Raw genomic sequence first — 13,123 nt, 5'->3', positions numbered from 1 at the left:
AGCACTCTTTAGAAAGGACACTTATGAAACAGAGCCATTTCTTTGCCCACCTCGCACGTATGAAGCTTATCCAGCGCTGGCCTCTGATGCGATCCGTCTCAAGCGAGAATATTTCAGAACATAGCCTACAGGTCGCATTCGTTGCCCATGCCTTGGCGCTTATCAAAAACAAAAAGTTTGATGGCAAACTCAACCCAGAACATATTGCCCTAGTCGGGATGTACCATGACACCAGTGAAGTACTGACAGGTGATCTGCCTACCCCCGTCAAATACTATAACCCAGACATAGCCCAAGAGTATAAGAAGATAGAAGCCGCCGCAGAGCAAAGACTGCTTTCGATGCTGCCAGAAGAGTTTCAAGACGACTTCGCGCCTTTCTTGATCTCCGGCACCGCCAGCAAAGAAGAGCAAAACATCGTAAAACAAGCCGACACTATCTGTGCTTATCTCAAATGTTTAGAAGAGCTCAGTGCAGGCAACCACGAGTATGAACAAGCTAAACGTCGGTTAGAAGAGACTCTCGAACAGCGAAAAAGTCCTGAAATGGACTACTTTCTCGCCACCTTTGCCCCAAGCTTTGAATTATCACTAGACGAGATAAGCTAGCTGGGTATAAGTTACTTGTAATTAGTTAGATAAAATCAATCTGATAGGTGATATTTTGAATTCTCAACTCGAACCTTCTTTTGTACTCGAACAAGAGTGGCAACATCGAAATGACGATGAACACAAAATAAGACGTGATGATCACCGCAGCCCTTATCAACGTGACCGAGCACGCGTGCTTCATTCTGCCGCTTTTCGTCGACTACAAGCAAAAACTCAAGTACACGGCACCACGGTTAATGACTTTCACCGCACGCGTTTAACCCACTCGCTAGAAGCGGCACAGCTTGGCACTGGTATTGTTGCGCAGCTCAAGAAAAAGCAATCTGAGTTTCGAGACCTTCTGCCTTCCGATAGCTTAATTGATTCACTGTGCTTGGCCCACGATATTGGCCACCCACCTTATGGACATGGTGGTGAAGTCGCACTCAACTACATGATGCGCGAACACGGTGGCTTTGAAGGCAATGCCCAAACATTTCGTATTGTCACGCAACTAGAGCCCTATACTGAACATCACGGAATGAACCTGTCTCGACGCACGCTTTTAGGGCTGATCAAATACCCTTCGCTACTCAGTGAAGTGGAGGCAAAAGAACAACCTGAGCCCGTTAAGCACCAGCGACAACTCCGAGCCAAAGATTGGATGCCCGCGAAAGGTATCTACGATCATGACCAAGCACTCTTCAACTGGGTACTTGAACCGCTTTCTACTAACGATCAACAACTTCTCAAACAGAAGAGAAAAGCGCACACAGAGCCATTCGAACATAACAAGACCAAATACAAGTCACTCGACTGTTCCATCATGGAGCTTGCGGATGACATCGCCTATGGCGTGCATGATCTGGAAGATGCGATTGTGCTTGGTTCAGTGACTAAAGCGCAGTGGGTTGAATCTGCTTATCCGCAGTTAAAAGAGATGGCTGATCCGTGGATCTGTGAACACCTAGACTCCATCACAGAAATGCTATTCTCTGGCGAGCAATATCGGAGAAAAGACGCCATTGGTGGGATTGTTAACGCGCTGCTGACGAGTATCTCGATTAAGCCCGTTGATGAAAGTTTTGAGAACGAACTGCTTGCCTACAATGCCGTATTAGAACCAAGCATGGATGCTACCCTCGATAAGCTGAAACACTTCGTCAGCGAATTCGTGATTCAAGTGCCGGAAGTCCAAGTTATTGAGTACAAAGGTCAGCAGATCATCATGGATATGTTTGAAGCCTTCAGCGCCGATCCTGAACGCCTGTTACCACTACCGATTAAGAAACAGTGGCTACAACATCAAGACGAGTCGAGAAAGATGCGCGTGATCGCCGATTACATTTCATCAATGACCGACGACCTTGCACAAAAGATTCATCAACAGCTGTTTTCGGCACATAGCGAGTTCTAGACTACTCTCAGCATTTAGACTCGGCGCACTTAGACAAGTATTGGTGAGATTACGCTAAGTAGTTTTTCTCAAATACACCCGGCGGCATTTGATTGATTTGAAACTGAATCATTTGGTCAAATGCCGTTAGCAGCGGACTGAAATCTCGGTCACCTTCTAATAAGTTCAGCAAATGGTACCCTGCTTCTACCGTCGACAAGCTATTTTCACTTGGCGCTTTACGGATTCGGTAATTACCTTTGAGATCTTTTGGTAGATGGACGGTGTTTAGCGCATGCAGATTGCTAGACACTTGCCACATCTTGAATGCCTTCTTCCAAGTTCCATCCAGCAAAATCACACGCAGCTTTTTATTAGGGCGTGTTACAGACTCGACAGGCACAGAGTGTTCACTCGGGTACAAAATTACGTGCTGATATTGTTCATCAGCTAACATGTTATTCAGTTGCTCATTGTCTGAAAAATCTTCGCCGACAATCGTCACACTGTTTTTTAAAGATAACGAGAGGATACGCGCGGTTCCCATCGGACGATGCTCTTCTGATGAGTGCTGAAGAATGATAAGCTCAACGTTCGATTCTAGTGGTGTAACCCACTGACAAATACAAGCTTTCAAAGCCTTGCTGCATTGGGGGCAATAACGAGACATGGATGTAATGTGTACCCTGTTTTAATTTTTACTTCACTTTTATGCGTCATATTCCAACTAGAGCCAGTGCAGGCTTGGATCGTTTGGGATAAAAGTGCGATTGTCGATGGACAATGGTGGCGGATCCTAACAGGAAACTTTTCACATACCAACTACTCACACTTGCTAATGAATCTAGCGGGCTTATGGATCATCAGCTACCTGTTCCAACCCACACGAAAACAACTTATCTCTGCGGTAGCTTTGATCAGCTTAGTCACAGGATTGGCTCTGTTACTTTCAAGTATTCAGGTCTATGTAGGTTTATCTGGAACTCTGCATGGATTGTTTGGGATATTCGCTCTCAGAGAGGCGTTAAACGGCAGGAAGTCGAGTTGGCTGTTAGTATTCGGATTAGTCGCTAAAATCACTTGGGAGCAGCTTGTTGGTCCTTCTAGCACGACTGGTGAATTGATTAACGCGAGAGTGGCAATTGAAGCCCACCTAGCAGGTGCACTGGTAGGCGGCTCCATGGCAATCATTTCATTTTTAATGAGTAAAAAAGCGAACTAAAGCTGTATCCTTTCGCGATTCTTTTCAACCGTTGCTTCTCCAATCCCTTTCACACTCGCCAAGTCGTCAGCACTAGCAAACGCGCCGTGCTCAGTTCTATAGTCGACAATATCTTTGGCTTTCTTATCGCCCACGCCTACCAGTAACGCTGATAGCTCTTCTGCGGTCGCAGTATTAATGTTTACCGTAATCTCAATACCTTCGTAGAGTTCAGCCTTGGTTGGGCTGTCTGCAAATACGGTAGGGCTTAAGAAAATCAAAAATGAAAGAAGTAGTGTTGAATATAATGTGCGCATAATCCATTCCTTTGTTAAAAAAGGTAACTTATGCATTTGAAGCGAGAGATAACATGCTCGCCAGATAAAAATAAAGCGGGCCACCTAAGTAACCCGCTTTGTTCTACATCTTATTTTCATCAACTTGCTTGTTGGCTCACAAATCTGTTTTGGAGTTTAACTAGCCAGAAAATTGATGATTATTGACCTTGGCTTACAACGTAGTATTCAACGTCTGCGTTTTTACGTAGTACGTTTAATACGTTAGTCAGATCTTGTTGGTTACCAACACGCTCTAACTGAGCACCAATTTGAGTGCTGTATGCTGGGTTAATTTCAGCCGTTACTTTAGACAGCTCTATAACAACTATGTTGCCGTTTCGGTCTTTAGATTGACCGAATACAACTTTGCCTTCTTCTGGCTTCGCTAGAGCGAACACAGACGCAGCTAGTGGTGAGTTACGGTCAATTGTCTCAAGCTCTGTGAACTTAAGGTTGTTTTCCGCTAGTACTGCTTCGTTACCAGCTTTGAGGTCGTTAACTAGAGAAACACCTAGCTCAACAGCTTGTTCTTCTGCTTTTACAGCAGATAGTGCTGCCAAAACTTGATCTTTCACTTCTTCAAGAGGAAGTACTGTCTCATCACGAGTCTCTTCGACACGTACAACGATAACGTGCTCAGGAGCCACTTCGATAACTTCAGAGTTTAGGCCATCTTCTTTCACTTCAGGGCTCAAGATAGCTTGCATTACTGCAGCCGTCTTCAACACATTAGGTGCATCTAATTGAGAGATAAAATCTGTTGTTGTGATCTTAGCGTTGATAGCCTGTGCAGAATCATCTAGTGAATCAGGGAATTCAAACGCTACTTTTTCTAGCTCAGTTTGCATTTCGTAGAATTGGTCTACTGCGTGTTGGTCTAGAAGTTCTTGCTTAATCTCCGCTGCTACTTCTGCGTATGGCTGAGACTCAGACGTTTTTAGTTCGTCCAGCTTGATGATGTGGTAGCCAAAATCAGACTTAACCAAACCAGTAGTATCACCAACGTTCTGAAGTGCGAAAGCTGCCTCTTCAAATGCAGGGTCCATAACATCACGTTCGATCCAACCTAGGTCACCGCCAACGTCTGCACTGCCGAAGTCGTCAGATTTTTCTTCCGCTAGCGTAGCAAAATCAGCGCCTGCGTTTAGCTCGTCTAGGATTGCTTGCGCTTTCGCTTCATCGTCGCCTTCAACAAGGATGTGGCTAACTTTACGTTGCTCTGCCGTTGAGTACTTGTCTAAGTGCTCTTGGTAGTATTTTTGTGCTTCTTCGTCGCTGACTTCAAGCTGAGACTTAAGTGCTTCAGCAGAAAGTTCAATGTAAGACACTTTAGCTTGCTCTGGACGAGTGTACGCTAGAGGATTTTCAGTGTAGTACTGCTCGATTTGCTCATCAGTTAGCTCAACGTTTTTCGCAAGGTCAGCAACAGAAAGGGTTACTGTACGAATATCACGAGTCTGTGCAATTAGCTTGCTTTGCGTGTCGATTTCGCCCTGAAGAACAAACTCACTACCTTGAAGTGCAGTGACAAGCTGGTTACGCATTAGATCACGACGCATGTATTCAGCGAAGCTTTCTGCGCTGAAACCTGCGCGACGTAATGCTGCTTGGTAAATTTCTTGGTCGAATTGACCTGCAGTTTGGAACTGAGGCATTTCTAGAATCATTGTACGGATTTGAGAATCACTGATTCGTAGGCCTAGAGACTCTGCTTGCTGCTCAAGTAAAACGTCGTTGATCATGCGCTCAAGTACTGACTTACGGAAGGACTCTACGTATGCAGGGTCTGCAAGCATTTGAGCAAAGTAATCGCCAAGCTGAGATTGCATGCGATTACGCTCGTTTTGATAAGCTTGCTCGAACTCACCACGACCGATTTCTGTGTTGCCAACTTTAGCTGCTGCGTTGTTACCGCCACCGGTGATGTAGCTGCCTACACCTGCGAATACGAATGACAGGATAATCAACCCAAGGATAATTTTTACCGCGATGCTATTAACGCCTTCGCGTAATCGATCCATCATAATTTAAGTGCTCTCCGGATATGAAGCATTGGCTTCAAATAAAAATCTATTCACGCGATATTATCAGAAAAAGAAATGCGCATCAGTAGGATGCGCATAATTTAAATTAGTTCAATGTGCTTCGCACATATACTGTTTAAGAATGAAATATCACTTTTCAAACAGTAAACGCATTTACTGACTTACCCTCTTTCAAATAGAGGTTTCAGCATTAGAAATTAGTTACATGCGTCTTTAAGCGCTTTACCCGCTTTGAAGCCAGGTACTTTAGCTTCTGCGATTTGGATCTCTTCACCAGTTTTTGGGTTACGACCTGTACGAGCTGCACGAGTACGAACACTGAAAGTACCAAAGCCAACAAGTGCAACTTGATCGCCTGATTGTAGCGTTGTACCAACTGCTTCGATGAATGCGTCTAGAGCGCGGCCAGCTGAAGCTTTAGAGATGTCTGCGTTTTCTGCGATTGATTCTACTAGTTGTGTTTTATTCACTGTTTTTCCCCTATGTGTCATCTGTGACTACTTCTCGATGACTGTACGTTCCATTTTGGTTTTAATTTAGCCGAAAGCCTTATTGCAAAAGGGCTGCCGCTTTGTTGAATAACTTAGCTTCCAAAAAAAACGCTGACAAGCCTTTTCGGGCCTATCAGCGTAATTCTTTACTTATTTTTGCTATGCATCACTATTTTTTCACGTCAAACTCGACCCCTGACGGATCTCGTTCTAGCGCGACTTTCAGTACTTCATCAATCCATTGGACAGGGATCACCTTCAAGTCAGCGATTACGTTGTCTGGAATCTCTTCCAAATCACGCTCGTTATCTTTCGGAATCAGTACTGTTTTGATGCCACCGCGGTGCGCAGCAAGCAGTTTTTCTTTCAAGCCACCGATAGGTAAAACTTCACCGCGAAGGGTAATTTCACCAGTCATACCAACCTCAGCTTTAACCGGATTACCCGTTAAGCTAGAGACAAGTGCAGTACACATCGCGATACCCGCACTTGGGCCATCTTTCGGTGTTGCACCTTCTGGTACGTGAACGTGAATATCACGTTTCTCATAGAAATCTGAGTTGATGCCTAGTTTTTCAGCACGAGAACGAACCACGGTCATCGCAGCTTGAATCGACTCTTTCATCACATCGCCAAGAGAACCGGTTTGCGTTAGCTTACCTTTACCCGGCATTGCCTCAGTTTCGATAGTCAGCAGATCACCACCAACTTGAGTCCAAGCTAGACCTGTTACTTGACCAATACGGTTGCTCTCATCCGCTTTACCGAAGTCGTGACGCTGAACACCTAAGTACTCTTTTAGGTTATCCATCGTAACAGTCACAGACTTAAGATCGCTGTCTAACAGGATGTTTTTAACCGCTTTACGGCAGATCTTAGAAATCTCACGCTCTAGGCTACGTACACCCGCTTCACGTGTGTAGTAACGGATAATACCGATGATTGCAGAATCTTCGATAGTAATCTCGTTTGCCTTTAGACCGTTGCGTTTCACTTGCTTATCAACAAGGTGACGCTTAGCGATGTTTAACTTTTCGTCTTCTGTATAACCAGACAGGCGAATCACTTCCATACGATCCAGTAGTGGGCCAGGAATGTCCATTGAGTTCGAAGTTGCTACGAACATAACATCTGACAGATCGTAATCGACCTCTAGGTAATGATCGTTAAAAGCGTTGTTTTGCTCTGGGTCTAGTACTTCTAGTAGTGCTGAAGATGGGTCGCCACGCATATCAGAAGACATCTTGTCGATTTCATCTAATAGGAACAGTGGGTTCTTAACGCCAACTTTAGACATCTTCTGGATTAATTTACCCGGAAGAGAACCGATGTAGGTACGACGGTGACCACGAATCTCAGCTTCATCACGAACGCCACCTAGTGCCATACGTGTGTACTTACGACCTGTAGCAGCCGCGATAGAGCGACCCAGTGATGTCTTACCCACACCTGGAGGACCAACAAGACAAAGGATTGGACCTTTCAGTTTATTGATACGATTCTGCACCGCCAAGTACTCAAGAATACGTTCTTTAACACGCTCTAGGCCATAGTGATCTTCGTTTAAGATCTCTTCCGCTTTCGCTAGATTCTTCTTAACTTTTGAGCGCTTAGCCCAAGGAACGCCAACCATCCAATCGATATAGCTGCGTACTACTGTTGCTTCAGCAGACATTGGCGACATCATTTTCAGTTTTTGCAGTTCTTGCTCGGTTTTTTCACGAGCTTCTTGAGGCATTTTTGACTCTTCGATCCTCTTCTTCAGAGTCTCGAATTCGTCTGGAGCGTCATCCATCTCGCCAAGTTCTTTCTGAATCGCTTTCATTTGCTCATTCAGGTAATACTCACGCTGAGATTTTTCCATCTGCTTCTTAACACGGCCACGGATGCGTTTTTCAACCTGCAGGATATCAATCTCTGACTCCATTTGGCCCATCAGGAACTCTAGACGCTCAGTCACATCTAGAATCTCTAGTACGTGCTGTTTGTCTACTAGTTTAAGTGGCATGTGTGCTGCGATGGTATCAGCAAGACGAGCTGCTTCATCAATCCCATTCAGAGAGGTTAGAACCTCTGGTGGAATCTTTTTGTTTAGCTTAATAAAGCCTTCAAATTGATTGATCGCGCTGCGAACAACCACTTCTTGTTCTTTTTCGTCAAGTTCTGAGGTAACAACGTATTCCGCATCCGCTAGGAAAAATTCACTCTCTTTGAACTCGTGAATTTTTGCACGTTGCTGACCTTCAACAAGTACTTTAACCGTACCATCAGGGAGCTTAAGTAACTGAAGAATGGTAGCGACGGTACCTACTTTAAATAGGTCGTCAATTGAAGGCTCATCAGTGTCCGCTTCTTTCTGCGCAACAAGTAGTACTTGTTTGTTAGCTTCCATTGCCGACTCTAGGCAAGTAATCGATTTTTCACGACCAACAAACAATGGAATAACCATGTGTGGGTAAACCACTACATCACGTAGAGGTAGCACGGGGATTTCGATACGCTCGGAACGTTCCAAGTTCATATATTTCTCTCTTCCGCTTTAACTTATAAAGCAGTATATGGGGCTTAAACGACTGGATTCAATGGAAGAATAAAAAAAAGGAGGTAATTGCTTACCTCCTTTTTCAATTTGAGTGACTTGTCTAAAAAAGACCTACTCTGCAACAGCAGCATGATTGTCTGAGTTGCTGTAAATCAACAGTGGCTCTGACTCACCATTGATTACCGACTCATCAATCACAACTTTGCTTACATCAGTTGAAGATGGCAGTTCATACATCGTTTCTAGTAAAACACCCTCCAAGATAGAGCGTAGACCACGAGCGCCAGTTTTACGGCTCATCGCTTTCTTAGCGATCGCACGTAACGCGTCTTCGCGGAACTCTAGCTCTGTATCCTCTAGCCCAAATAATGCTGCGTACTGTTTAGTCAGTGCATTCTTCGGCTCACAAAGGATTTGGATTAGCGCTTCTTCATCAAGCTCTGTCAATGTTGTCGTAACAGGTAAACGACCAATGAATTCTGGGATTAGACCATACTTCACTAGATCTTCAGGTTCTACTTGAGTGAACAGTTCACCAATCGTTTTGGTTTCGTCTTTTGAACGCACTTCAGCGCCAAAGCCGATACCAGAACCTGTTTCTACACGTTGTTCAATCACTTTATCTAGGCCAGCAAACGCACCACCACAGATAAATAAGATCTTAGACGTGTCCACTTGCAAGAACTCTTGCTGTGGATGCTTACGACCACCTTGTGGTGGAACAGAAGCAACTGTACCTTCAACAAGTTTTAGTAGAGCTTGCTGTACACCTTCACCAGACACGTCACGCGTGATTGATGGGTTTTCAGCTTTACGAGAAATCTTGTCGATTTCATCGATGTAAACAATGCCGCGTTCCGCTTTCGCTACGTCGTAATCACATTTCTGAAGCAACTTCTGGATGATGTTTTCAACATCTTCACCCACGTAACCCGCTTCGGTTAGTGTAGTTGCGTCTGCCATTGTGAAAGGAACGTCTAGGAAACGAGCCAGTGTTTCAGCCAGTAGCGTTTTACCACTACCGGTAGGACCGATAAGAAGAATGTTACTCTTACCTAGCTCTACGCCTTCAGCTGTCGTATCACCATTACGTAAACGCTTGTAGTGGTTATATACTGCAACTGCTAGCACTTTTTTCGCGTATTCTTGACCGATTACATAGTCATCAAGGTGCTCACGAATCTCACGCGGCGTTGGCAGCGATTCAGATTCTTTCTTAGGAAGAACATCTTTGATTTCTTCACGAATAATGTCGTTACAAAGATCGACACATTCATCACAAATGTAAACAGAAGGACCTGCGATTAACTTGCGAACTTCGTGCTGGCTTTTGCCACAGAAAGAGCAGTAAAGCAGTTTACCGCTACCACCCTCTTTGCTTTTATCTGTCATTCGCTAACCTCTTAGCCTTTACTCTCTATGGTTTGAGTGTATATCAATTTGCATCACTTTGCGTCAAACAATTGCCCTGCAATTATTGACCGCGGTGATTAAGAACTGAATCCACTAAACCGTATTCTACTGCTTGATCAGCAGACATGAAATTGTCACGATCTGTATCACGCTCAACAACTTCTAGAGGCTGACCAGTGTGCTCTGCCAATAGTTTGTTTAGCTTTTGTTTGATCGTTAGGATCTCTTGCGCGTGAATCTGAATATCAGACGCTTGGCCTTGGAAGCCGCCAAGTGGCTGGTGAATCATTACGCGTGAGTTTGGAAGCACGTGACGCTTACCTGGAGTACCACCCGCTAGTAAGAATGCACCCATAGAACAAGCTTGACCCATACATACTGTGCTCACGTTCGGCTTGATGAACTGCATTGTGTCGTAGATTGACATACCAGCTGTTACGCTACCGCCCGGCGAGTTGATGTAAAGGTAAATATCTTTGTCTGGGTTTTCAGATTCCAAGAAAAGCAGTTGAGCCACGACAAGATTTGCCATGTGGTCTTCCACTTGACCTGTTAAGAAAATGATTCGTTCTTTTAATAGACGAGAATAAATATCGTAAGAACGTTCACCACGGGAAGTCTGTTCAACCACCATAGGAACTAGTGCGTCCATAATCGATGGCATTGTATTTTTTTCTTGGTAGCTCATATTCTTATGTCCCTAAAATAAATGGCCCGAATGATAAAATCATACGGACCATTGTTAGCAGAATTGTTGACCGTACGTCAACCTTCTACGTCAGATATTACTATATTAAGCAGGTTGCTGATTCATTAGCTCGTTGAAGCTAACTTCTTTATCAGAAACTTGAGCTTTAGCGATGATTGCATCAATAGCTTGCTCTTCTAGAGCCACGTTGCGCATGTTGTTCATCATTTGCTCGTTTTGCTCGTAGTAAGCAATAACTTCAGATGGATCTTCGTATGCTGTAGCCATCTCTTCGATGATAGCTTTAACTTTCTCGTCGTCAGCTTTTAGTTCTTCAGTCTTGATTACTTCACCAAGTAGAAGACCTACAACTACGCGACGTTTAGCTTGCTCTTCGAACAGCTCACGTGGAAGTTGGTCAGCAGCTTCAGTGTTGCCACCGAAACGTTGAGCAGCTTGTTGACGTAGAACACCGATCTCTTGATCGATTAGAGCAGAAGGTACGTCGATGTTGTTTTCGTTAACTAGACCGTCGATAGCTTGCTCTTTGATACGGTTCTTAACAGCTTGCTTAAGCTCACGCTCCATGTTCTTACGAACTTCAGCTTTAAGACCTTCAACGCCGTCAGTTGCGCCGAACTTAGCAACGAATTCTTCGTTTAGTTCAGGAAGTTCACGAGCTTCAACTTTGTTTACTTTGATTGCAAACTTAGCTGCTTTACCTTTTAGGTTTTCAGCGTGGTAATCTTCTGGGAAGTTTACGTCGATTTCGAATTCCATACCTGCTGTTTTGCCAACGATACCGTCTTCAAAACCAGGGATCATGCGACCAGCGCCCATCTCTAGTGGGAAGTTCTCAGCTTTACCGCCTTCGAACTCTTCACCGTCGATAGAACCAACGAAGTCGATAGTTGCACGAGAACCAGCGTCAGCTGCAGTATCAACTTCAGTCCAAGTTGCTTGTTGCTTACGTAGAGTTTCGATCATCTCTGCAACGTCTGCGTCTTTAACTTCTACTGCTGGCTTTTCAACAGTGATGTTTTCTAGACCTTTCAGCTCAACTTCTGGGTAAACTTCAAAAGTTGCGTTGAATACTAAGTCAGCGCCTTCGTTGTTTTCAACTGGTGCAAAAGTTGGTGCGCCAGCTGGGTTGATTTTCTCTTTAACGATCGCTTCGATGAAGTGACGTTGCATTACTTCGCCCATCACGTCTTGACGTACTGCTTTGCCGTACATTTTAGCAACCATCTTCATTGGCACTTTGCCTTTACGGAAACCATCGAAACGACGGTTTTTCGCGATGTTGCGTAGTTCAGCTGTAACTGCATCTTCGATGTTAGCAGCAGGAACAGTAATATTTAGACGGCGCTCTAGGCCTTCTAGCGTTTCAACAGTAACTTGCATTATATAAACCTCAAAACTGGCTCAGTAATCTGAGCATATGAGCCGTAACTTGGCTTTAATTCAAAAGCCGACGTTGTTGGCTGCATCCTTGTGTAGTGCTCTATCCGAACACCTAATTTAAAATCGAGCATTGATGTTTGAATTGATCACTCAATCAAACACCAGACTAATCAGCGATATCTTCATCTTCACATACTTGTTAAGAGCTCAGTTTTCACTCGCTAATAAAAAGCAGCGAAGCTTGATTTCGGAAACAAGAAAGGTATCTCCGATTAGCCTCAGGACAGAAATTTTAGACGCGACATTCTAGCGATCTGTTTAATCTCTGTCGAGCCGTTCACCTCTGCTTGATGATGAATGCTCTAAATTCGTCCAACTAAATGATACAAAAACGTTCAGAACATCACTTAGCACAACAGAAATGGGGACAATAGCGACTTTTTCAAGGGAATCGAGGGCTTTTTTTGCTAAAAACCTTAAAAAGAGATCTTGCTCCTGTTTTACCCCTCAGAGTCGATAACTTTTTCAACAATCTCCGTTACAAAGCCTTAACCTAACTCCATCAACTGGCTCTCTATTTACAGTAAAAACTACCGCTAATTGCTGTGATGAATGAGAGAAAGCAGGCTTTATATTGTCGCACCCGATTTAGCGGAGAACCAGCATGTTTCAAGCGTCGAGTTAGGGAAAACTTGCATACAAGCATTACCATTCATTCCCGTGTTTACTCGCTCTTTAAGTAGTGAAGCAGCGATGCCTTTTTGGGTGCTTATCCGTGTTAGTTACATGACTGAATTTAATCACGATTTCACCTGGATCACAGTTTGCAGCAGCATTAAAGCTGGTGAGCGCCAGAGCAGAGACAGACAGCAGGGTAAGAGGCTTAAACATTATTATTCTCCTTAGTAAACAAAGCAGCCCTTCAATGGGAACTGCGTGCTTTCACTAAGGCAATTAGCGAGCCACATTGATACAAACCATTAACAACCCTTTTAGCATAAGGCTTGGTAATATT

General features: G+C 44.2%; 11 protein-coding genes and 1 pseudogene. 3 read left to right on the top strand and 9 right to left on the bottom strand.

Annotation, left to right across the window (positions count from 1 at the left end; genetic code table 11):
- Positions 1-23 precede the first annotated feature (23 nt).
- On the top strand, positions 24-608 hold the full coding sequence (yfbR, locus tag ACTRWI_RS17195) for a 5'-deoxynucleotidase (RefSeq protein WP_499133033.1): 585 nt from the start codon (positions 24-26) through the stop codon (positions 606-608).
- Positions 609-663: 55 nt separating this feature from the next.
- The gene (locus ACTRWI_RS17190; protein ID WP_499133032.1) at positions 664-2,007 is read left to right on the top strand and encodes an anti-phage deoxyguanosine triphosphatase; all 1,344 of its coding nucleotides are present in this window, start codon (positions 664-666) and stop codon (positions 2,005-2,007) included.
- Between the two features lie 49 nt (positions 2,008-2,056).
- On the opposite strand, the gene ACTRWI_RS17185 is transcribed toward ACTRWI_RS17190, so the two are convergent.
- Complete coding sequence (locus ACTRWI_RS17185) at positions 2,057-2,656, bottom strand: tRNA-uridine aminocarboxypropyltransferase (RefSeq protein WP_499133031.1); 600 nt, start codon at positions 2,654-2,656, stop codon at positions 2,057-2,059.
- 9 nt (positions 2,657-2,665) lie between these two features.
- Between ACTRWI_RS17185 and rrtA the strand changes: the two genes are divergently transcribed.
- Complete coding sequence (rrtA, locus tag ACTRWI_RS17180; RefSeq protein ID WP_499133030.1) at positions 2,666-3,208, top strand: rhombosortase; 543 nt, start codon at positions 2,666-2,668, stop codon at positions 3,206-3,208.
- On the opposite strand, the gene ACTRWI_RS17175 is transcribed toward rrtA, so the two are convergent.
- From ACTRWI_RS17175 to ACTRWI_RS17140, 8 genes and pseudogenes are all read right to left on the bottom strand, one after another.
- Positions 3,205-3,504, bottom strand: coding sequence for a ComEA family DNA-binding protein (locus ACTRWI_RS17175; protein ID WP_499133029.1), 300 nt, complete (start codon positions 3,502-3,504; stop codon positions 3,205-3,207). The two genes, rrtA and ACTRWI_RS17175, sit on opposite strands and share 4 nt — an antisense overlap.
- Positions 3,505-3,683: 179 nt before the next feature.
- Complete coding sequence (gene ppiD / locus ACTRWI_RS17170) at positions 3,684-5,549, bottom strand: peptidylprolyl isomerase (protein ID WP_499133028.1); 1,866 nt, start codon at positions 5,547-5,549, stop codon at positions 3,684-3,686.
- Between the two features lie 218 nt (positions 5,550-5,767).
- Entirely contained in the window at positions 5,768-6,061 is a 294-nt protein-coding gene (locus ACTRWI_RS17165) for an HU family DNA-binding protein (protein ID WP_012604504.1), read from the bottom strand.
- Positions 6,062-6,230: 169 nt separating this feature from the next.
- Positions 6,231-8,582 carry an endopeptidase La gene (gene lon / locus ACTRWI_RS17160; protein WP_499133027.1) on the bottom strand — a complete coding sequence of 784 codons (2,352 nt, stop codon included), beginning with the start codon at positions 8,580-8,582 and terminating at the stop codon, positions 6,231-6,233.
- Positions 8,583-8,714: 132 nt separating this feature from the next.
- Positions 8,715-9,995: an ATP-dependent protease ATP-binding subunit ClpX gene (gene clpX, locus ACTRWI_RS17155; RefSeq protein ID WP_499133026.1), complete on the bottom strand. Its 1,281-nt coding sequence runs from the start codon at positions 9,993-9,995 to the stop codon at positions 8,715-8,717.
- A gap of 82 nt (positions 9,996-10,077) precedes the next feature.
- A complete protein-coding gene (gene clpP / locus ACTRWI_RS17150; protein ID WP_499133044.1) occupies positions 10,078-10,680 on the bottom strand; it encodes an ATP-dependent Clp endopeptidase proteolytic subunit ClpP in 603 nt (200 codons plus the stop codon).
- A gap of 129 nt (positions 10,681-10,809) precedes the next feature.
- On the bottom strand, positions 10,810-12,108 hold the full coding sequence (gene tig / locus ACTRWI_RS17145) for a trigger factor (RefSeq protein ID WP_499133025.1): 1,299 nt from the start codon (positions 12,106-12,108) through the stop codon (positions 10,810-10,812).
- 671 nt (positions 12,109-12,779) lie between these two features.
- A pseudogene (locus ACTRWI_RS17140) lies at positions 12,780-12,999 on the bottom strand (C4-dicarboxylate ABC transporter); the annotation flags it as partial.
- Positions 13,000-13,123 lie beyond the last annotated feature (124 nt).

It is taken from the genome of Pseudoalteromonas sp. G5_S1_14_S5 (assembly GCF_054968605.1).
Note: the sequence above shows the minus strand (reverse complement) of the source record. Positions and strands in the feature narration are given on the sequence as shown.

Coding starts and splice junctions, on each gene's coding strand:
- yfbR (WP_499133033.1), top strand. CDS start 24: ATGAAACAGAGCCATTTCTTTGCCCACCTCGCACGTATGAAGCTTATC.
- ACTRWI_RS17185 (WP_499133031.1), bottom strand. CDS start 2,656: ATGTCTCGTTATTGCCCCCAATGCAGCAAGGCTTTGAAAGCTTGTATT.
- ACTRWI_RS17175 (WP_499133029.1), bottom strand. CDS start 3,504: ATGCGCACATTATATTCAACACTACTTCTTTCATTTTTGATTTTCTTA.
- ppiD (WP_499133028.1), bottom strand. CDS start 5,549: ATGATGGATCGATTACGCGAAGGCGTTAATAGCATCGCGGTAAAAATT.
- ACTRWI_RS17165 (WP_012604504.1), bottom strand. CDS start 6,061: ATGACACATAGGGGAAAAACAGTGAATAAAACACAACTAGTAGAATCA.
- lon (WP_499133027.1), bottom strand. CDS start 8,582: ATGAACTTGGAACGTTCCGAGCGTATCGAAATCCCCGTGCTACCTCTA.
- clpX (WP_499133026.1), bottom strand. CDS start 9,995: ATGACAGATAAAAGCAAAGAGGGTGGTAGCGGTAAACTGCTTTACTGC.
- clpP (WP_499133044.1), bottom strand. CDS start 10,680: ATGCCATCGATTATGGACGCACTAGTTCCTATGGTGGTTGAACAGACT.
- tig (WP_499133025.1), bottom strand. CDS start 12,108: ATGCAAGTTACTGTTGAAACGCTAGAAGGCCTAGAGCGCCGTCTAAAT.